The sequence below is a fragment of the Chromatiales bacterium genome (genome assembly GCA_024234935.1).
Classification (GTDB): domain Bacteria; phylum Pseudomonadota; class Gammaproteobacteria; order Steroidobacterales.
Window position 1 is genome coordinate 443,125 of sequence record JACKNI010000001.1, and the last position, 20,800, is coordinate 463,924.

Sequence of the window (20,800 nt, forward strand, 5' to 3'; positions counted from 1 at the left end):
TGGTCCGTGGAACCGGCATTCTGCCAGTTCCGATGCTGCCTGCAAAACCGCCAGGCTAGCGCCTGTCCGGCGTGGCCTTGCCGACGAAGTGCCAGGAGATGAATCGTGGCCCGTCAAAATAGCTGCGTTCGATGTCCGTAAAGCGAAATCCGGCAGCTTCAATCGAGGCGTCGATTTGCCGGTTCGGGTTGCAGCCGGCCAGTCCGCGAAATACCGGCGCGAGCCGGTCCTGCCAGCGTGCAACGGCGGCATCGGGAGCCCGGCCATGCTCGAGGAACAGCAGCTGCCCGTCCGGCTTCAGCACACGCCGGATCTCGGCCAGGGCACGGTCCAGATCGGGGATCGAGCAAAGCGTCCAGGTACTCACTACACAATCCATGCTGGCACGCTCAAGCGGGATGCTTTCCGCACCGGCAGTCAGAAACTCCACCGGAAAGGGACTCCGGGTAGCAGCAGCAAGTTCAGCCGCTCTGGTCTGCAGCAACTCGGAGGGTTCCAGCCCGAACAGGTGCGTGACCTTGCGGTCGTAGTAGGGGATATTCAATCCGGGTCCCATACCGACTTCAAGAACCCGGCCGCTGGCGAGCACCGGAATACGCGGCCGGTGTTTGGTCATGGCCTTGTTCTTCATGCCCGCCGAAATCAGCCTGGGCAGGATACGGTCACTATAGAAACCCATGCGATCTACCCCGCGTGCATCTCGCTGCGCCGGGTAATCGCAGCAGAAACCATTTCCAGAAAGTCAGTTTCATCGCGCAGCGTATTGATATCACGCGCGTTGACGGTATAGCCGTGCTGTTCGGCAATCGCCGTATAGCGCGGTCGTCGATGCTGGACAAGCCGCGGAAAAATCCAGGTAACGAACTTGTCGGGATCGATTTGCTCTACCGAACTGCAACCGGTTTCATCGAGATAATTTGCCAGTTGCGCCTCGAGGAAGTCTTCGCGGTAGTAAAGTGGCTTGGGCCGCTCGACTGCACGCCGGATGAGTTCCTGTTCCATATCGTCGCCGGCACGGAGATAGAGGATCAGGGTGTGCCTGGCCAGCACTTCAAGCATGCTGTCATCGTCGAGTTCGCAGATGCTGCCGCCGGCATCATTCAGAAAGTGGTCATAGCCGTAGATGTCATGAGCCTTGTCGATGAAGGCGGCTACGTCCTTCATCGCCGAAATCTCCGCATCGCGGTGCAGGCGTTGTCGCCGCCGAAACTCGGCAAACGGAAGGCCGCCCTGACCTACCGCACCGACCTTGCCGAGGAAAGTCGATATCGGCTCGAGGTTGTGGACGGTGATATTGCTAGAGATATAGATCGAGTCACTGCGCAGCAGGTCGCGCAGAAACGGTACCTTCATGGCCTGCGCCTTGACGTTGTCAAGGAACGGCTCCTCCAGGTACTTGGTGCCGATGCGGTAGTCGCCCGAATAGTGAAACCAGCTGGAACTCGGCAGCTTGTAGGCGAGGGTGGTCTTGCCCACGCCGGACATGCCGAGGAGCGTGATCGCGCGGCGCGGCCAGGCCAGAAACTCATCGCGGGTCATGAACATGGCGGCAGTATAACCGTGGGCCGTCAGAGTCCCGCCAGCCGGCGGTGCAGGTCGAGTGCTTCAGTGCTGGGGCGCTGGTTCTCGTCACGCGGGTAGCGCAGCGGGCGACCGGCGAGAATGCGGTAGCTGGTGTCCATCAGGTCATCGCTGATGACCACCGACATGGTTTTCGTATCGATGGCGATTTTGCCCAGATCGAACAGGGTATGTACGTCGGCGCGGAGCAGCAGGCCGTTCGTGGCGTCGTGGGTGGATTTGCCCCGAAACGGCACGATATAGGCTGCCTCAAGCGCGTCCATTGCGGTGAAGTTGGTGATCGCACACCGGTATTCGTAGGCCTCGAGCAAGGCCTGCCGGAATCCGGGGTGACCGCGGCGCTTGATGATGGTGTCAACGACAGCCTGACGGCCTTCCTTGCTGTTCTGTGGCTCGAGCAGCTGAAGTTTGGCCATGTCGCGTTCCGACATGCGGATCATCCCGCTCATGTCGAGGATCGGACCGCCTACCGAAGTATTCAGCAGTCGCCGGCGCACGAAGCGCTCAATACCGCCGAAATCTGCCTCTATCCGGTCGATGCACTCGGCGGATATGCGACTGATCTCGCCGGGAACGACGGGCAGATAGTCCACCAGTTCGGTGCAAGGCAGGCTGAGTGGCACCGGTTCGGACAGGAAGAACAGATACTCGCGGATTTCGTCTTCGGGGCGATCGGTGCCCCAGATCAGGGAGGCTGCCTTGGCATTCTGGTACCGCCCGAGCACCTTGGCGTAATAGCGAAAATGGTCCCGCTGGACCAGCAGCACGAAGTCCCCGACCCCCATCTGGAACCAGTGCTGGATATTCTCGGGTTGCCCGTGCAGGCCCCAGCCATAAAAACCGTGGCCGCGCCGCTCTATGTCGATGAGTTCAGGGTAGGTTGCATCGCTGAAACTGCGGATCACCTGCTGACGCTCAATCGGCATGGCCACCGACCTCTCGAGATCGGTCCGGTCCTGTGCGGAGTCCACTGCGGCGACAAAGATACTGGCCATATTTCGACGTGTGTCTGTCGGGGCTGAGGTGGAGCTGATTCTAGCCTACAAAGGCGCCTGACTGGTCCTAAGCCCTGTGGCGGACCGGCGGAACGGGTATTATTGCGAGCGATTTTTTCCCTTGAGCAGGAACGGACGGATGAAGCCGGGTTGGCAGGTTCACAAGTTTGGCGGTACCAGTCTCGGTGATGCGGATTGTTTTCGCCGGGTCGCCGATATTCTGCTGGCGGAGCCCGCAGAGCGGCAGGCCGTTGTCGTTTCCGCCATGGCCAGGACGACCGATGCACTTCTCGGTCTGGTGGCCGCAGCCGAGCAGTCAGCCCCGGATCTGGCCAGTCGCCAGGAGGCCCTGAACAGCCGTTACCGGACAACTGTTGGTGCATTGCTCAGGCAGCAGAACCGGGCAGACGAGATCCTCGGCACCTTCGATGCGGACATGGCTGACTTGCGCGGCCTGCTGCATTCGATTTCACTGGTGCGGCAGGCGGGCGAACGCAGCCGGGATGTGGTGGCCGGATATGGTGAGCTCTGGTCATCGCGACTGCTGGCCGCGTATCTGGGCGAGCGCGCACAAGCGGACGCCCGCAAACCCCAGATCAGATGGGTGGATGCGCGCGATCTGATCGTGATCGAGCGGGGTGAAATGGGACCGGCGGTGCGGTGGGATGAGTCTCGCGCCCGCGCACGCCGTCACTTCGGTGCAGATATCCGGGGAATTTCGGTCATTACCGGCTTCATCGCATCCGAACCCGACGGTCTGTTCTGCACGCTGGGCCGAAACGGCAGCGATTTCTCCGCATCGATCGTCGGTGCCCTCGTGGATGCGGAAAAGATCACCATCTGGACCGACGTCGACGGCGTGATGAGTGCAGACCCGAACCGGGTCCCGGAAGCAACGATCATCAGCTCGCTGTCATACAACGAGGCGATGGAGCTGGCCTATTTTGGCGCCAAGGTGATTCATCCACAAACCATGGCACCGGCTGTACAGCGGTCGATCCCGATCTGGATACGCAACACGTTCAACCCCGCCGCGACCGGTTCGCTTATCGGCCCGGCCGCCGGTTCGCAGCAGCCCATCAAGGGGATCACCTCCGTCGACGATGTGGCGCTCGTGAACATCGAGGGAGCAGGCATGATCGGCGTACCCGGTACTGCCAATCGCCTGTTTGGCGTTCTGCGCGAGGCTTCAATATCGGTCATTCTCATTTCGCAGGCCAGCTCCGAACATTCGATCTGCATCGGCGTGCCGAGCCGGATGGCGGAACAGGCGGACAGGGTCGTGCGCCGTGCCTTTTCCGTCGAGCTTGATCAGGGGCTGATCCAGAGCGTGTCCGTCAAGAATCCGTGCAGCATCATCGCCGTGGTCGGCGATGGCATGGCGGGGATACCGGGTGTCGCGGGGCGATTCCTCAGCACGCTGGGCGCAGCCGGCATCAACGTGATGGCGATCGCGCAAGGCTCATCGGAGCGCAACATTTCAGCTGTAGTGGCCCGTTCTGATTCGACGCGGGCACTGCGGGCCGTGCATTCAGGCTTCTACCTGTCTGCCGAAACGGTTTCCATCGGCGTCGTCGGCCCGGGCAATGTCGGCCGGGTGCTGCTCGACCAGATGGCGGCAGAACTGCCACGCCTCAAGTCCCAGTTCAATCTGGATCTGCGCGTGCGGGCGATCGCCAGTTCGAGCCGCATGCTGCTGGCGGACGGGCGGATCGATCTCACCGACTGGCAGACTGTCTTTGCTCAGAAATCCGAACCGCTGGACTGGGAGCGATTTACCCGGCATGTACATGCCGAACATCTGCCGCACGCAGCCGTGGTTGATTGCTCCGCCAGCGAGGCCGTGGCTTCACGCTACCTGGACTGGCTGGGTACCGGTGTACACGTCGTAACGCCCAACAAGAAAGCGGCCAGCGGTCCGCTCGCGAACTACGACAAGTTGCATGAAGTCCGTCGTCAGCACAATACGCGCTTCCTTTATGAAACCACGGTCGGTGCCGCGCTGCCGATTATCGGCACCGTGCGCGACCTGCGCGAAACAGGCGATGAGATCCGCAGCATCGACGGCATCTTTTCAGGCACGCTGGCTTATCTCTTCAACGTTTTCGACGGCAGCAAGCCATTCTCGGCCATCGTGCGCGAAGCGCGCGATGCCGGCTATACGGAGCCGGATCCGCGCGATGACCTGTCGGGCATGGATGTGGCCCGCAAGCTGATCATTCTCGGTCGCGAGATGGGCATGCGTCTTGAACTCAAGGATGTGCAAATCGAAAGCCTGGTACCAGCCGGTCTCGATGCCGGCGACGCGGATCAATTCCTGCACGGACTTCCGGCTCACGATGCGGCAATGAGCGCGCGCTGGCGGAAGGCTGATGCCGAGGAGCAGGTACTGCGCTATGTCGGGCGCCTGGACCGGCAACGTGGCACAGCCACGGTGCAGCTCGAAAACCTGCCGCGTACGCATCCGTTCGCCAACATCAATCTGACGGATAATATCGTCCGCTTTGCCTCGGCGCGCTACAGCGAGAATCCGCTCGTCGTTCAGGGTCCGGGTGCCGGGCGTGCGGTAACGGCAGCGGGCGTCTTCGCCGACCTGCTGCGGCTTGCGACCTATCTGGGCACCGCGCTCTGAGTTCCATCATGCAATACATCAGCACACGCGGAGGAGCGCCAGTCGGCATCGAGACTGCAATCATGAGCGGTACTGCCCCCGATGGGGGGCTGTATGTACCGATAAGTCTGCCGGCGACACAGCCTGCTGACTTTGCCGGGCGCGAAACCCTGCCCGACATTGCCGAACAGCTGCTGATGCCGTTCTTTGCCGGTTCAACGCTGGCAGGACGACTGGGCGATATCTGCCGCCAGGCGCTGGATTTTCCGGTGCCGTTGCGCGAGCTGGAAAGCGGACAGCTCTCGGTGCTCGAGCTCTTTCATGGACCGACTGCTGCCTTCAAGGACGTCGGCGCGCGATTTCTTGCCGCCACCATGGAACGCATTGTCGATGACGGACGCTTTGCCACGCCACCAGTGACGATCATGGTTGCCACCTCGGGCGATACTGGCGGCGCGGTGGCTTCTGCTTATCACCGGCGACCGGGGATGCGCGTCGTCGTGCTGTTCCCCCTTGGTCGTGTGTCGCCACGCCAGCAACATCAGCTCACCTGCTGGGGTGACAATGTCACCTCACTGGCTGTACGCGGTGAATTCGACGATTGCCAACGCCTTGTGAAGGAGGCTTTTGCCGACCAGCAGCTCGCCAGTACGCACCGTCTCTGCTCGGCCAACAGCATCAATGTCGGCCGGCTGCTGCCGCAAGCTGCCTATTATGCGAAAGCCAGTCTGGAACACTGGCGGAAAACCGGCCAGCCGCTGAGTTTTGTGATTCCGACAGGCAACCTCGGCAACGGCTTTGCCTGCGTCTGGGCCAGGCGCATGGGTCTGCCCATCGATCGCATCGTACTGGCTACCAATGCAAATACGCCGATCGAAGATTATCTGGCCACCGGACAGTGGCTGCCGCGGCCGAGCATAGCGACGCTCGCATCGGCAATGGATGTGGGCAATCCGAGCAATATGGAAAGGCTGCGCCAGCTCTGCGGGGACATAACGAATCTGCGGGAAGAGGTCAGCGCAGTGGCTGTATCAGACGCGGAGATCCGCAGCAGTCTGAGCGATGAGTTCAGGCGTCATGGCATCGCCTGGTGCCCGCATACCGCAACGGGCCTGCATGTCTATCGTGGGCTGTCCGCGGCGCAGCGCGGTCAACGTCACTGGGTTGTCGTTGCGACGGCCCATGCGGCCAAGTTCGACACGATCGTGGAACCACTGCTCGGTTGTGATATCCCGCCGCCGGCGGAACTGGCTGCGCTCCTGGCACTGCCATCCAGGTTTGCGACGATTGACGCAAAGCTCGCCGATCTCGCCAGCCAGCTCTGAACACCATGCCCCCCGGTTCAGTCGATAACAATGCGTGGGTGCTTGGTGCCCTCGTTCTGCTCGCTGCGCTGCTGGCCGGCGGTATCGCGATATGGGTGCTCCGTCGCCGGCGACAGCGCGATACAGAGCGTCGGCTCCATGATGCCAGCTGCGGCATACTGAAGAACTCCCTGATACCGGATGGCAACGGTGGTCACATCCATCTCCAGTATGCCTTGCTTACCCGGCGCGGCATCCTGATCCTCGACATCAAGGAGGTCGAGGGACACGTGTTCGGCAGTGAGGGCATGCAGGACTGGACGGTGCTGGCAAACGACCGCCGCTATACCTTTGCCAATCCGCAACCCGGCCTGTGGGATCGCCTGGCCGCGGTAAAGCGGCTGACGCCTGAAGTTCCGGTGACCGGTCATGTCGCATTTGGCACCAAGGCGCGATTCTCCAAGGGACAACCGCGCAGCGTGATCATGCTGGAGGAACTGCTGCAGGAGCTGGAGCAGGAGTCCCAGGCAGACCGGTCTATGGCTGCTGAAAGTTTTCGCCCGTACTGGGATCGTCTGTGCGCGGCGGCCGGGTCGGCTCAGGGTGAGGCCGCTAGCGGACACTCTCAAGCCTGAACAGGCGTTCGGCATTGGCTGAACTGGCAGCTGCGACCGCGTCGGCAGGTAGCCGCATGCATTCGGCTACTACCCGTTGCACTTCCGTGAGATAGGCCGGTTCATTTCGTCGCGTGCGTGGCTTCGGACTGAGCGTGCGCGGCAGCAGATAGGGGGCGTCGGTTTCGAGGAGGAGGCGGTCCAGTGGCAAGCCGGCGGCTGCCATGCGCAGCTCCGCACCCCGTCGTTCATCGCAGATCCAGCCCGTGATGCCGATATACAGTCCCAGACCAAGATAGTCATCGAGTTCCGCCGGGCCGCCGGTAAAACAGTGTGCAACACCGCCGGAGAGTGAAGACCAGTAGTCGCGCAGCATCCTGAGAAACTCATCGTGCGCATCGCGCTGGTGCAGGAACACCGGCTTGCCGCAGGCTGCCGCCAGCTGCAGCTGCCCTTCAAAGGCCAGACGCTGATCGCCCGACGGGGCATAGTTCCGGCAATAGTCCAGACCGCACTCGCCAACGGCTACCGCCTGAGGATACCTGAGCAACTCGCGCAGCTGCGCTGCCGTTGCCGGAGAGTATTCGCCGGCATGATGCGGATGAATCCCGACTGTCGCCCACACAATTCCCGAGTGCTGCCCGGCGATTTGCAGAGCGGCCTCGCTGCCAGCCACAGTGGTACCGGTCGAGATGCAACGGGTGACGCCACTCCGGGCGGCACGCGCGAGAACTTCGTCCAGGTCATGGGCGAAGCTCTCGTGCGTCAGATTGGCCCCGATATCAGTCAGCATGTGCGGATGCGCCGGGCCAGGCGCATTGCTCCCGGCTCAGGCTGCAGCTTTGCCGCTCGCCAGCTGGCGCAGCACATACTGCAGGATTCCGCCGTGCACGTAGTAATCGCGTTCCTTCGGCGTATCGATGCGCACCCGTGCCTTGAAGCTGAATGTCGAGCCATCTTCACGACGTGCAGCAACACTGACTTCACGAGCATTTCCCTGATCCAGACCCGTGATGTCCAGCACCTCGCGGCCGGTCAGGCCCAGACTCGCGGCGTTCTCACCAGGCAGATATTCGAGCGGCAACACACCCATTCCGATCAGGTTTGAACGATGGATGCGTTCATAGCTCTCGGCGATGACCGCCTGCACGCCCAGCAGCTTTGTGCCTTTGGCTGCCCAGTCGCGCGATGATCCGCTGCCGTATTCCTTGCCGGCAAGGATCACCAGCGGCACCTGCTCGCCGACATAGCGCATTGCTGCGTCATAAATGGAGAGCTGGTCGCCACTCGGCAAATGAACGGTGACACCGCCTTCGGTGCCTGGTACCAGCTGGTTGCGCAGGCGGATGTTGGCAAAGGTGCCGCGCATCATGACTTCGTGATTTCCGCGTCGTGCGCCATACTGATTGAAATCAACAGGTTGTACGCCCTTACTCAGAAGATATTTACCTGCTGGTGTGTCTTTGCCGATCGAACCAGCGGGGGAGATATGGTCCGTCGTCACCGAGTCACCCAGCAGTGCCAGCACGCGGGCACCGCGAATATCGGCAACAGTACCCGGCCTGGCGGTCATGCCTTCGAAGTAGGGCGGGTTGCGCACGTAGGTGGAGTCGTCAGCCCATGCAAAGCGGTTGCCGGTCGGTACCTTCACTGAATTCCAGTTGGAATCGCCACTGAATACATTGGCATAGCTGTCGCGGAACATCGCCGAATCGATGCAACTGGTCACGACCTCCTGGATCTCGGCGCGCGATGGCCAGATATCGCGGAGATAGACAGGCTTGCCGTCGCTGCCAACGCCGAGCGGCTCATTCTCCATATCGATATGCAGGGTACCCGCGAGGGCATAGGCCACGACCAGCGGCGGAGAGGCGAGGAAGTTGTTTCGTACCAGCGGATGAATGCGGCCTTCGAAATTGCGGTTACCCGACAGTACGCTGCAGCCAATCAACTTGCCGTCACGGACTGCGGCTTCGATCACGGGGTCGAGCGGACCAGAGTTACCGATGCAGGTGGTGCAGCCGAAACCAACGATATCGAAGCCCAGCGCGTCGAGGTCCTTTTGCAGACCCGCTTTCAGCAGGTAGTTGCTGACCACGCGCGATCCCGGTGCAAGACTTGTCTTGACCCAGGGCTTGCTGGTCAGGCCACGCCGGACGGCATTCCGGGCCAGCAGACCTGCGCCCATCATCACGTACGGGTTTGAAGTATTCGTACAACTGGTAATCGCGGCGATCAGTACCGCGCCGTTCTTGAGATCAAAAGTCTGGCCCTTGTGGGTCAGCCTGACCGGTGCTGTACCGGTCTTGCCATCGGCAGCCTGTTCTGCCTCGATCTTGGCGTAGGTCTTGGCGAGCGCCTGCAGGGTGATCCGGTCCTGCGGACGTTTGGGTCCGGCGAGGCTCGGCTGAATGCTGCCCAGATCCAGTTCGACTACATCGGTGAAGAACGGATCGGGCTGGCCATTCTCGCGCCAGAGCCCCTGGGTCCTGGCGTATGCCTCGATCAGTGCAATCTCCTGCGCCGGACGGTTGGAGAGCTGCAGATAACGGATGGTTTCCTGATCGACCGGGAAAATCGCCACGGTGCTGCCGAACTCCGGCGACATGTTGCTGATCGTAGCGCGGTCAGCCAGCGGCAGGTTTGCAAGACCGTCGCCGAAGAACTCGACGAACTTGCCGACCACGCGCTTCTTGCGCAACATCTCCGTGACTGTCAGTACCAGATCCGTTGCGGTGGTGCCTTCGCGCATCTGGCCCGTCAGCCGCACCCCTATCACTTCGGGAATCAGCATCGTAACGGCCTGACCAAGCATGGCGGCCTCAGCCTCGATTCCGCCGACGCCCCAGCCGAGTACGCCGAGGCCGTTGATCATCGTGGTGTGCGAATCGGTACCGACGACGGTGTCGGGGTACGCGGTACGCTGGCCATTCCTTTCTCCCACGAAAACCACGCGGGACAGGAACTCGAGATTGACCTGGTGCACGATGCCCGTGTTTGGTGGCACGACCTTGAAATTCCGAAAGGCATTCTGACCCCAGCGCAGGAAGCCATAGCGCTCCTGATTCCGCTCGAACTCGACGGCGGTGTTTTGCTCGAGCGATCTGGCTGTCCCGTAGTGATCGACCTGCACCGAGTGATCGATGACAAGCTCGGCAGGCGAGAGCGGATTGATCGATTCGGCCTTGCCGCCAAGTTTCACAACCGCATCGCGCATGGCGGCCAGATCGACCACTGCCGGCACCCCGGTAAAGTCCTGCAGTACGACCCGTGCCGGGGTAAAGGCGATTTCATGCTCGGACTGGTTTTTCGGGTCCCAGGCGGCCAGCGCTTCGATATCCTCGACACGGACGTCGCCACCATCAGCATGACGCAGGAGGTTTTCGAGGAGGATCTTGAGCGAGTAGGGCAGGCGGTTTACATGTCCGGAGCCGATCGCCGCAAGACTGTAAATCTGATAATCGATGCCGTTGACGGCAAGTGTGGACCTGGTGTCGGGCGCTTTCGCCATGAGTCGGATCTCCAATCGGGTGGACAGCTCGCAGGGACGGCCTGGGAGCCCTGCAGTATAACGGATGGCCCTTCCATGCGCCGAGGCTCCGGGCGGGTTGAGGCCCTCAGTCGGCGGAGCGGGTGGCCAGAATCACACCGCCGCCCAGGCATTCGGCACCGGAATAGAAGACTGCGTACTGTCCGGGGGTCGCAGCCCTCTGCGGCATCATGAAATTCAGCCGCAGGGTAGTGTCATTTCCGAAGCAACTCAGTTCGCAGGCAACCTCGGTCTGCCGGTGCCTAAGCCGGGTATGGAGTGCAATCCTGCCGGTGACAGACAGCTGTTCCGGCACACCGTTGATCCAGTGCAGATCGCCCACCTCCAGCTCGCTGCTCAGCAAGGCCGGGTGATCGTGCCCCTGGACTACGATCAACGCGTTGCGAGTCTCGTCCTTGGCGGCGACGAACCAGGCTGCCTGCTCCTTGGTCGCCAGCCCACCGATATTGAGTCCGTGACGCTGGCCAATCGTGTAGTAGGGCAAGCCCGAATGCCGACCGACCGTCTGCCCTTCGATCGTCAGTATCGGCCCAGCTTCTGCTGCAATGTGCTGCGCCAGAAACTCGCGAAACGGACGCTCACCGATAAAACAGATTCCGGTGCTGTCGGCCTTGGCGTGATTGGCGAGGCCGTACTCTCTGGCGACAGCCCTGACCTCGCTCTTCTGCATTCCTCCAAGCGGAAAGAGCGCGCGGGCAAGCGCCGCACTTCTTACGGAGTGCAAAAAGTAGGTCTGGTCCTTGTCGGTGTCAGCGGCCTTGTACAAATGGCCCCTGCCGTCCTGATGTACGACGCGGGCGTAATGCCCGGTTGCGATATATTCCGCGCCCAGGCGCTGTGCGTGATGCAGGAATGCACCGAACTTGATGTGCCGATTGCAGGCCACATCGGGATTGGGTGTCCGGCCCGCCCGGTACTCCGACAGGAAATCAGCAAACACCTGCTCCCGGTATTCGCGAGCAAAGTTCACATGGTGCAGTGGGATGCCGAGATCGCTGGCAACCCGCTGCGCATCGGCAAAATCGGCAGCGGCGGTGCAATGCTCGTCAGCGTCTTCCCAGTTGGTCATGTGCAGCGCTTCGACGGCATGTCCGGCACACAGCAGGCACAGTGCGGCCACGGCCGAATCAACACCACCGGAAAGGGCAACGATAACGGGCTTTCGGGCCGCAGACATGCGGCTCAATTCTAGCAGGACGTGTCTGCCGGCACGGACTTACCCGATTCGTGCAGCACCTTGCATCAGCTCTGCGGCTGCCATGTTGCGGATGAAGTCGGGCGGATAGCGCAGACCCGCGAGATAGTCATCTACGGCACGCAGCACCATCGGGCTGCGCAGCTGCGGCGAACGTGCAAGCAGTTCATCGCGATTCAGCCAGAGTACCCGCTCGATACCAGTGTCGAGCACTCGATGTTTGTCATGACCGGAGCAATGACCGGAATACGCGACGCGAAGAAAGGTTTGTTTCCCGCGCCCACTGCTCCAGAGATAGATGCCGACCATGGACTCTGGCACGAAGGCCCATGCGGTTTCTTCCAGCGTCTCGCGGCAGACAGCCTGCAACAGGGTTTCTCCCGGCTCGACGTGCCCGGCTGGCTGATTGATCAGCAGCCGGCCACGGATGCGTTCCTCGACGAACATGAAGCGGCCATCCCGTTCGATGACGGCAGCCACGGTGAGTTCAGGCCGGACTCCGGTTTCATGAATATTCGGCATCTTGTGATCCCCCGATCCGCATGGCGATTTTCTTGTGATTGTCTGTCTTGTATCCCTGTGCTCAGACCCGTAACTGGCGCAGCTCCCTGGATGTTTCTGATGCTGTCCATATTTCTTCGAAGAGCGTCAGATACCGGCGCGCAACGGCGGGTTCATGCGTGTCGGCGATACCTTCCCAGCGCCTGTTGTTGACGCGATAGAGCAGGGCGGTGTCGTCGGCCAGCAAAAATGCCTCGCGATGCCCGGCATAGTCATCATGCAGGTTCCGGAATTCAATATAAGTGTCGAGCCGTCGCCCGAGCCCGACCAGCCGGTTGCCGTTGCGCGCAGTGCGCGCCGGCTCGGAAATCAGCACACGAACGCGCGCACAACGCTTGGCAAGTACAAGTCGCTTGACGATGGCCAGGAACCTTTCGTGATCGTAGAGGCCAGGCTCCAGATCGGGAGTCAGGATGGACAGTCCACGTTGCGCTATGGCGGCCACTTCGGTTGCGGCTGCCCGGGTGTCCTCAAAAGTCGTCAGGACCCAGCGCCGCCCCTGTGTTTTTTCGGCATCCATACAGGCATTGTAAAGACGGCATCCGGCTCAAAGTGCCAAATGCGTCACAGTTGGGCCGGCCGGGGGCCTGGCCCGGAAACCCGGCTCAGGGTTCGCTGTCGGCAGCCTGACGGGCAAGTCGTGCTGCATCACCGACATAGGCGGCCGGTGTGAGGGCAAGCAACCGGGCTCGCTCTGCAGCGGGCAGATCGATGGATTTGAGGAAGCGCTGCAGATCATCCCTGTCGATACTGGATCCACGCGTCAGCGCTTTCAACTGCTCGTAGGCGTCGGCATGGCCAAAGCGACGCATCACGGTCTGGATTGCCTCGCCAAGGATCTGCCAGCTCGCATCAAGCTCTGCCTGCATGCTGACGGTATCCGGCTCGAGCTTGCGCAGTCCGGTCAGCAGGGAATGCACCGCCAGCACAATATGGCCGGCCGCAACGCCCAGGTTTCGCAGTACGGTTGAGTCGCTGAGATCACGTTGCCAGCGCGACACCGGCAGCTTCTCGCTGAAATGGCGCAACAGGGCATTGGCAATACCAAGATTGCCCTCGGCGTTCTCGAAATCAATCGGGTTTACCTTGTGCGGCATCGTCGAGGAACCGACCTCGGTTTCGACCCGGCGCTGCCGGAAGTGGCCGATCGAGATATAGCCCCAGGCATCACGACACAAGTCGATCAATATCGTGTTGATTCGTGCCAGTACATCGCAATACTCGGCTATCCAGTCGTGCGGTTCGATCTGCGTCGTGTACGGGTTCCAGACCAACCCGAGGGACTTGATAAACCGGCGGGAGATACCCGACCAGTCAGCGTCAGGATAGGCGGCCAGGTGCGCGTTGAAGTTGCCCACCGCACCATTGAGCTTGGCCAGTGGTTCGACCGCACGGAGTTGTTTGAGCTGCCGCTTGAGGCGCCATGCCGAATTGGCGATCTCCTTGCCGATCGTGGTCGGGCTTGCGGGCTGGCCATGTGTGCGCGCCAGCATCGGTATATCCGCCATGTTGCGCGCCATGGTGTCGAGCAGGCTGACCACCTGCCGCAGCTGTGGCAGCAATACATCGTCCCGCCCGTGACGCAGCATCAGCGCATAGGCAATATTGTTGATGTCCTCCGAGGTGCAGGCGAAATGCAGAAAAGGTCTGATCCGGGCCAGTTCGGCATCCTGACCGAGGCGTTCGCCAATGAAATACTCGACCGCCTTGACGTCGTGATTGGTCCGACGCTCGATTTCCTTGATGCGCCGGGCATCATCGGGGCTGAACTTTTCCGCAATATCATCCAGTACCTGACTGACGACCGGCGACAGCGGCCCGAAATCGCCCACCGCACTCTCGGCGGCCAGAAACTGCACCCACCGCACCTCCGTGAGCACACGGAACCGGATCAGGCCGTACTCGCTGAAGATTTCCCGAAGGGAATCAGTCCTGGCGGAGTAACGGCCGTCGAGCGGGGAGAGGGCAGTAAGCGGGTCGCGATCCATGCCAGACAGTGCAAAAAGCCCCTATAATTCGGCGCGGAAATCATACACCAACAGCAACCGGTCCTGCCTGCACATTGTCGGCGGCGACTGCGGGCAGGCAAACCGAGGAAACACGAGTGGCAGACAGCAACTACCGCATTGAACGTGACAGCATGGGCGAACTGCAGGTTCCGGAGCAGGCCCTGTGGGGCGCCCAGACACAACGCGCCGTCGATAATTTCCCGATCAGCGGTATCCCGATGCCACGCGGCTTCATCCGCGCACTTGGCCTGATCAAGTGGGCAGCAGCTGGTGCAAACGCCGAGCTGGGACTGCTCAAGAGTCGCCGGGCCATGGCTATCCAGGCTGCCGCGCTCGAAGTGGCAACGGGTCAGCATGATGAGCACTTTCCCATCGATGTATTCCAGACTGGTTCGGGCACCAGCTCGAACATGAATGCGAATGAAGTCATTGCACGACTGGCAACCAGGCGACTCGGTGCCGAGGTGCATCCAAACGATGACGTCAACATGGGCCAGAGCAGCAATGATGTGATTCCGACGGCCATCCATGTGAGTGCCGCACTCGGTGTTACCGAAGACCTGTTGCCGGCGCTCGCCCACCTGCGCAAGGTGATACTGAAGAAGGCAAAGGAAACAGACGGTGTGGTGAAGACCGGGCGCACGCATCTGATGGATGCGATGCCGGTACGACTGGGTCAGGAGCTCGGTGGCTGGGCGCAGCAGATCGGCAATGCCGAAGCCCGTATCAGGGACTGTCTGCCGCGCCTGACGCGTCTGGCCCAGGGGGGCACAGCCGTTGGGACCGGGATCAACGCCCATCCGAAATTCGGCAAGAAGGTTGCCGTTCTGCTGGCAGAAAATACCGGCCAGAAATTCGACGTATCGAAGAATCTTTTTGAGTCGCTCAGTTGCCAGGACACGGCAGTCGAGCTTTCGGGACATTTGCGCACGCTTGCCGTTGCACTGATGAAGATCGCCAACGACCTGCGCTGGATGAACAGTGGCCCCCTGGCGGGGCTCGGCGAGATCTCCCTGCCTGGCCTCCAGCCTGGCAGCAGCATCATGCCGGGCAAGGTCAACCCGGTCATTCCCGAGGCCGTCGCCATGGTCGCGGCGCAGACCATCGGCAACGACGCGACGGTAACCGTCGCCGGCCAGTCCGGTAACTTTCAGCTCAACGTCATGCTGCCGGTCATCGCACTCAACGTGCTGCAGAGCGTGAGCCTGCTGGCCAATGCAAGCCGCCTGCTGGCCGACAAGGCGATCGCCGGGTTCAAGGTCAACCATGACAAGCTGGCTGAGGCGCTGGATCGCAATCCGATTCTCGTTACGGCCCTGAATCCGGTCATCGGTTACGAGAAAGGCGCAGCGATCGCCAAGAAGGCCTATGCCGAACGGCGTCCGGTACGGGAAGTTGCTGCGGAAAATACCGACCTTTCAGACCGGGAACTCGATCGCCTGCTGAATGCCAAAGATCTTACTCGCGGCGGCATCAAGTCCTGAGCCACATGTAATGAACCAGCAGGACAAACGGTCGATAGACACCCTGCTGGGAATCATGGCAGTGCTTCGCGATCCCGTGCGCGGCTGTCCATGGGACCGCGAACAGGATTTCGGCTCTATCGCGCCGTACACGATCGAAGAAGCCTACGAGGTTGCCGATGCGATCGACCGGGATGATCTGGCCGAGCTTCGTGACGAACTCGGCGACCTGCTGTTTCAGGTCGTCTTTCACGCACAGATGGCGAGCGAACTGGGGGCTTTCAGCTTTGCCGACGTCGTGCAGGCCATCTGCGACAAAATGCTGCGGCGCCATCCGCATATCTTTGCGACAGAGGAATCGTTGACTGCCGACGACCAGCGAGTGGCATGGGAAAACCTGAAAGCGCGCGAGCGTGCGGACAATGGCGACCCATCCGCAATAGCCGGGATCGGACAGGCGCTGCCGGCGTTGAGCCGAGCCAGCAAGCTCGGCAAGCGCGCTGCACGGGTCGGCTTCGACTGGCCGGAAATCGACGGGGTGATTGCCAAGCTGCATGAGGAGCTTGATGAGCTCCTGGCAGCCAGGGATGCCGAATCGCCTGATGCGATCGAAGAAGAAATCGGCGACCTGTTGTTCACGGCTGCCAACCTGGCACGCCACCTGCGCGTGGATCCCGAACATGCGCTGCGGGCAGCCAATCGCAAGTTCGAGCGCCGCTTCAGGGCCGTAGAAGCATTGCTCGAGCGTGCCGATACCGACTGGAGCAAGCAAAGCCCCGAGGATCTCGACCGGCTGTGGAAGTCCATCAAGGCAGACGAGCAGGGAACATGAGTGACGCCGGCGTCAGTGCGGATTGGAAACCGGACAGTTGGCAGTGCAGCACCGTGGGCCAGATACCCCGCTATGGCAATACTGCGCAAAGCGAAGCGGTGATGATGGCTCTTGCGAAACTGCCGCCGCTGGTTACGTCCTGGGAAATCGAGGCGCTGCGTGAACAGATTGCGCTTGCCCAGGCGGGCAAGGCCTTCGTTCTGCAAGGTGGTGACTGCGCAGAGACTTTTGATGACTGCACTTCGGCCGCCATCGTCAACAAGCTGAAGATCCTGCTCCAGATGAGCGTTGCCATCATCTCCGGGATGAAGCTGCCGGTCGTGCGTATCGGCCGTATTGCCGGACAATATGCCAAGCCACGTTCAGCCGATACCGAGGTTCGCGACGGCGTTTCCCTGCCGAGTTTTCGCGGCGACATCATCAACCGCAATGCCTTTACCGCGGACGATCGCGAGCCCGATCCGGAACTCATGCTGCGTGCCTATGAGCGCGCCGCGCTGACACTCAACTTCATACGGGCGCTGATCGATGGCGGTTTCGCCGATCTGCATCACCCGGAGAACTGGGATCTGGACTGGGTGAACCATTCGCCACTTGCTGACGAATATCACCACATGGTGAAAACGGTCGCTGATGGCCTGGACTTTTTCGAGAGCATTACCGGCAAGTCGATCGATCAGGCCCGTCGCGTGGATTTCTATACCGCACATGAAGGGCTGCATTTGCCCTATGAGCAGGCGCAGACGCGTTTTCTCGCACACCGCCAGAAGTGGTATGACCTGACCACGCACTTTCCGTGGATCGGTGCACGAACCAGTCAGCCGGGCAGCGCCCACATCGAGTTTTTTCGCGGCATCAGCAATCCGGTGGGCGTGAAGCTCGGCACCGGGATGAGCCCCGACTGGCTGCGCAGCCTGTTGCGCAGCCTCAATCCGGACAACCAACCCGGCCGGCTCACGCTGATCCACCGATTTGGTGCTTCACGCATCAAGGCCTTGCTGCCGCCGCTGATCGAGACGGTAAGGGAGGAAGGCGCGGAGGTGCTCTGGGTCTGCGATCCGATGCACGGCAATACGGAGACCGCCAGCAACGGACTGAAGACGCGGCGCTTCGAGAATATCCTCGATGAACTTGCCAGTGCGTTCGAGGTGCATCGCACCTGTGGCACCTGGCTCGGTGGCGTGCATCTGGAACTGACGGGCGAGCATGTCACCGAGTGCACCGGCGGCGCCCGCGGTCTGACCGATGCAGACCTGCACCGCGACTATCGCAGCCAGGTCGATCCGCGTCTCAACTACGAGCAGGCCATGGAGGTGGCGATGCGCATCGCCGGTCACGGCCGGCAGGCCAAGGCACGCGAAGCCGCGAAATAAGCCTCATGGCGGCAGACCCGACCCAAGCGCCGTTCGACAGCAGCAGCTTTCTCGCCTCGCTGACGCACCGCCCTGGTGTCTACCGGATGCTCTCGGTCGACGACACAGTGCTCTATGTCGGGAAGGCGAAGGATCTCAGAAAGCGGGTCTCAAGCTACTTTGGCAACAAGGCGCACCTGCCCAGGACGCAGGCGCTGATGGCGGAGACCCGTCGGGTCGAAGTGACGGTCACCGGTACCGAGCACGAAGCGCTGCTGCTCGAACACAATCTCATCAAGGAATACCGGCCACGGTTCAACGTCATTTTGCGCGATGACAAGAGCTACCCGTGGATTCATGTATCCACGAACCAGGAATTCCCGCGCTTTGAACTGCATCGTGGCAGCCGCCGCGGTCCGGGCCGCTTTCTCGGCCCATGGCCCTCGGCCAACACGGTGCGCGAGAGCCTGATCCAGTTGCAGAAACTGTTTCGGGTTCGTCAGTGCAGTGAATCCTTTTTCTCCAATCGCACGCGGCCTTGCCTGCAGTATCAGATCCGGCGCTGCACCGCCCCCTGCGTGGGCCTCATCAGCGCCGCGGACTATCAGCGTGATGTTGCCGATGCGCTGCTGTTTCTGGAGGGCCGCAACGAGAGCATCCTCGCAAGTCTTGGTTCCCGCATGGAGCAGGCTGCGGCGGCCCTTGATTACGAGCGCGCAGCACTGTTGCGTGACCAGATTCAGCTGGTTCGAAAGATCCAGGCTGAGCAGGTGATCAACGCACCGGGCATGACCGATGCCGACGTACTCGGCGTACGAACCGGACAGGGGCAGGCTTGTGTCGCGGTCCTCATGATCCGTGGCAGCCGTGTGCTCGGCAGTCGTACCTGGTTTCCGCGTATCGCCCATGACACCGAGGAGCAGGAGATCCTTGCCGCCTTCATCGCACAGCACTATTTCCATGCTTCGCCACCGGCCGAAGTTCTGGTTCCGGTTCCGCTGCAGGACCGGCTGCTCCTGCAGGCAGCACTCGAAACCCGGACCGGCAGCCGGTGTCGGATTCGCGACAGGGTGCGTGGCACCCGCAGTCGCTGGCTGGAAATGGCCACAGACAACGCGGCGCAGGGACTTGCCACGCGTCTGGCCAGCACGGCTACCCTGCGCGAGCAGTTTGAGCGACTGGCGGAAGCGATGATGCTGGAGGAGGTGCCGGAGCGGATCGAGTGCTTCGATATCAGTCATACCGCTGGCGAAGAAACCGTCGCAGCCTGTGTGGTGTTCGGAGCGGAGGGTCCGCTGAAGTCAGACTATCGACGCTTCAATATCAAGGGTATTGAACCCGGAGACGACTATGCAGCGATCGCCCAGGCGGTAGAGCGTCGCTATACCCGGGTACGAACCGAGGACGCGGCATTACCCGGGCTGATCCTCATCGATGGAGGCGCCGGCCAGACTGACCGGGCCTATGGGGTGCTCGAAGAACTGCAACTCGGGCATTTACCCCTGCTCGGAGTGGCGAAAGGCCCCGAACGACGGGCGGGCGAAGAAAAGCTGGTTCTGCCGCGCGGAAGAGGCCTGATCGCATTGCCGGCAGATTCCCCGGCCCTGCACCTGATTCAGCAGATTCGCGATGAGGCGCACCGATTTGCAATTACCGGGCACAGGCAGCGCCGCGCGCAGCCCAGGCGGACTTCCAGCCTGGAGGCCATTCCCGGTCTCGGACCGCAGCGTCGCCGCGCGCTGTTGCGCGAGTTCGGCGGTCTGCAGGGCATTCTTCAGGCCGGTGTCACGGATCTCGCCCGGGTTCAGGGCATCAGCCGGACTCTTGCGCAGCGAATCTATGACCATCTGCACGGCGGGACGCCCTGAGCGCCGAATTATTTCCACCGCGATCGAAACCCGTTCGTCGAGCGCGCGTTAGAATGACGCGCGATGTACCCGCAATTCAACACAGCGACATCCCTGACCTGGTTCCGCATTGCGGCCATTCCACTGGTTGTACTGGTGTTCTACAGCCCGGTTTCATGGGCCCGGCCCGCAGCTGCCATGGTATTTCTGCTTGCAGCCATTACCGACTGGCTCGATGGCTATGTCGCGCGTCGCTTCCAGCAAACCTCGGCATTTGGTGCTTTTCTGGACCCCGTCGCAGACAAGATGATGGTCGCGACCGCACTTATCCTGCTGGTGCAATCGGATACGCGAAATATCGTGGCAATACTGGCGGCAATCATCATCGGCAGGGAAATAGCGATTTCCGCCTTGCGGGAATGGATGGCTGAGCTCGGGGCGCGGCAGCGGGTGGCGGTTTCCGGTTATGGCAAGCTGAAGACCATCACGCAGATGACCGGCCTGTGCTGCATGATCTTCTATCAGCCTCTGCTGGGACTGCCGGTCTACGAGCTTGGCGTTGTCTGCCTCGTGCTGGCGGCCGGCCTGACCATCTGGTCCATGATCGGCTATATCCGTGCCGCCTGGCCCTCCAGCGGGGAACATGACAAGGTTTCTTGACTCTGTGTGGTTCGCCGATACCATATGCACTCCTTGCGGGCGGGAATAGCTCAGTTGGTAGAGCGATACCTTGCCAAGGTATAGGTCGCCGGTTCGAGTCCGGTTTCCCGCTCCAGTTTTCTCCTTGCTTTTCTGTATCCGGCTAGGTGGCAGAATGGTTATGCAGCGGCCTGCAAAGCCGCGTATGCCGGTTCGATTCCGACCCTAGCCTCCATCAGTCCCTGCA

General features: G+C 61.3%; 17 protein-coding genes and 2 tRNA genes. 10 read left to right on the forward strand and 9 right to left on the reverse strand.

What is annotated here, in order from left to right; all coding sequences use genetic code 11:
- Positions 1-55: 55 nt before the first annotated feature.
- From H6979_02065 to H6979_02075, 3 genes are read right to left on the reverse strand one after another with little or no spacing between them, the layout of a single operon-like run.
- Complete coding sequence (locus H6979_02065) at positions 56-679, reverse strand: class I SAM-dependent methyltransferase (GenBank protein ID MCP5138630.1); 624 nt, start codon at positions 677-679, stop codon at positions 56-58.
- A gap of 5 nt (positions 680-684) precedes the next feature.
- Positions 685-1,545, reverse strand: a complete 861-nt coding sequence (locus H6979_02070) for an ATPase (GenBank protein ID MCP5138631.1) — start codon at positions 1,543-1,545, stop codon at positions 685-687.
- A 23-nt stretch (positions 1,546-1,568) separates the two neighbouring features.
- On the reverse strand, positions 1,569-2,576 hold the full coding sequence (locus H6979_02075) for an HNH endonuclease (protein MCP5138632.1): 1,008 nt from the start codon (positions 2,574-2,576) through the stop codon (positions 1,569-1,571).
- 139 nt (positions 2,577-2,715) lie between these two features.
- Here H6979_02075 and thrA point away from each other — a divergent pair, with 139 nt between their 5' ends.
- From thrA to H6979_02090, 3 genes are read left to right on the forward strand one after another with little or no spacing between them, the layout of a single operon-like run.
- Positions 2,716-5,208 carry a bifunctional aspartate kinase/homoserine dehydrogenase I gene (gene thrA / locus H6979_02080; protein MCP5138633.1) on the forward strand — a complete coding sequence of 831 codons (2,493 nt, stop codon included), beginning with the start codon at positions 2,716-2,718 and terminating at the stop codon, positions 5,206-5,208.
- An 8-nt stretch (positions 5,209-5,216) separates the two neighbouring features.
- The gene (gene thrC / locus H6979_02085) at positions 5,217-6,512 is read left to right on the forward strand and encodes a threonine synthase (protein MCP5138634.1); all 1,296 of its coding nucleotides are present in this window, start codon (positions 5,217-5,219) and stop codon (positions 6,510-6,512) included.
- Positions 6,513-6,517: 5 nt separating this feature from the next.
- Complete coding sequence (locus H6979_02090) at positions 6,518-7,126, forward strand: NERD domain-containing protein (GenBank protein ID MCP5138635.1); 609 nt, start codon at positions 6,518-6,520, stop codon at positions 7,124-7,126.
- Here H6979_02090 and H6979_02095 read toward each other — a convergent pair.
- The 6 genes from H6979_02095 to purB all read right to left on the reverse strand — a co-directional run bounded on the left by H6979_02095 (position 7,104) and on the right by purB (position 14,399).
- Positions 7,104-7,898, reverse strand: a complete 795-nt coding sequence (locus tag H6979_02095; GenBank protein ID MCP5138636.1) for a TatD family hydrolase — start codon at positions 7,896-7,898, stop codon at positions 7,104-7,106. The two genes, H6979_02090 and H6979_02095, sit on opposite strands and share 23 nt — an antisense overlap.
- Before the next feature lie 36 nt (positions 7,899-7,934).
- Positions 7,935-10,616 carry an aconitate hydratase AcnA gene (gene acnA / locus H6979_02100; protein MCP5138637.1) on the reverse strand — a complete coding sequence of 894 codons (2,682 nt, stop codon included), beginning with the start codon at positions 10,614-10,616 and terminating at the stop codon, positions 7,935-7,937.
- 106 nt (positions 10,617-10,722) lie between these two features.
- Positions 10,723-11,832 (reverse strand): tRNA 2-thiouridine(34) synthase MnmA, encoded by a 1,110-nt coding sequence (gene mnmA, locus H6979_02105; protein MCP5138638.1) that lies wholly within the window; start codon positions 11,830-11,832, stop codon positions 10,723-10,725.
- Positions 11,833-11,871: 39 nt separating this feature from the next.
- Positions 11,872-12,372 (reverse strand): NUDIX hydrolase, encoded by a 501-nt coding sequence (locus H6979_02110; protein ID MCP5138639.1) that lies wholly within the window; start codon positions 12,370-12,372, stop codon positions 11,872-11,874.
- Between the two features lie 61 nt (positions 12,373-12,433).
- Positions 12,434-12,931 carry a hypothetical protein gene (locus H6979_02115; GenBank protein MCP5138640.1) on the reverse strand — a complete coding sequence of 166 codons (498 nt, stop codon included), beginning with the start codon at positions 12,929-12,931 and terminating at the stop codon, positions 12,434-12,436.
- A gap of 85 nt (positions 12,932-13,016) precedes the next feature.
- A complete protein-coding gene (purB, locus tag H6979_02120; GenBank protein ID MCP5138641.1) occupies positions 13,017-14,399 on the reverse strand; it encodes an adenylosuccinate lyase in 1,383 nt (460 codons plus the stop codon).
- Positions 14,400-14,515: 116 nt separating this feature from the next.
- Between purB and H6979_02125 the strand changes: the two genes are divergently transcribed.
- The 7 genes from H6979_02125 (at position 14,516) to H6979_02155 (ending at position 20,788) form a co-directional block, all read left to right on the forward strand.
- Positions 14,516-15,904 (forward strand): class II fumarate hydratase, encoded by a 1,389-nt coding sequence (locus H6979_02125; GenBank protein ID MCP5138642.1) that lies wholly within the window; start codon positions 14,516-14,518, stop codon positions 15,902-15,904.
- A gap of 10 nt (positions 15,905-15,914) precedes the next feature.
- The gene (gene mazG / locus H6979_02130; GenBank protein MCP5138643.1) at positions 15,915-16,715 is read left to right on the forward strand and encodes a nucleoside triphosphate pyrophosphohydrolase; all 801 of its coding nucleotides are present in this window, start codon (positions 15,915-15,917) and stop codon (positions 16,713-16,715) included.
- A complete protein-coding gene (locus H6979_02135) occupies positions 16,712-18,088 on the forward strand; it encodes a 3-deoxy-7-phosphoheptulonate synthase (GenBank protein MCP5138644.1) in 1,377 nt (458 codons plus the stop codon). The genes mazG and H6979_02135 overlap by 4 nt, the downstream gene beginning before the upstream one ends.
- 5 nt (positions 18,089-18,093) lie before the next feature.
- On the forward strand, positions 18,094-19,935 hold the full coding sequence (gene uvrC, locus H6979_02140; GenBank protein ID MCP5138645.1) for an excinuclease ABC subunit UvrC: 1,842 nt from the start codon (positions 18,094-18,096) through the stop codon (positions 19,933-19,935).
- 63 nt (positions 19,936-19,998) lie between these two features.
- Complete coding sequence (gene pgsA, locus H6979_02145; protein MCP5138646.1) at positions 19,999-20,574, forward strand: CDP-diacylglycerol--glycerol-3-phosphate 3-phosphatidyltransferase; 576 nt, start codon at positions 19,999-20,001, stop codon at positions 20,572-20,574.
- 39 nt (positions 20,575-20,613) lie between these two features.
- Positions 20,614-20,689: transfer RNA gene (locus H6979_02150), tRNA-Gly, on the forward strand.
- A gap of 25 nt (positions 20,690-20,714) precedes the next feature.
- Positions 20,715-20,788 (forward strand) — tRNA-Cys (locus tag H6979_02155).
- Positions 20,789-20,800 lie beyond the last annotated feature (12 nt).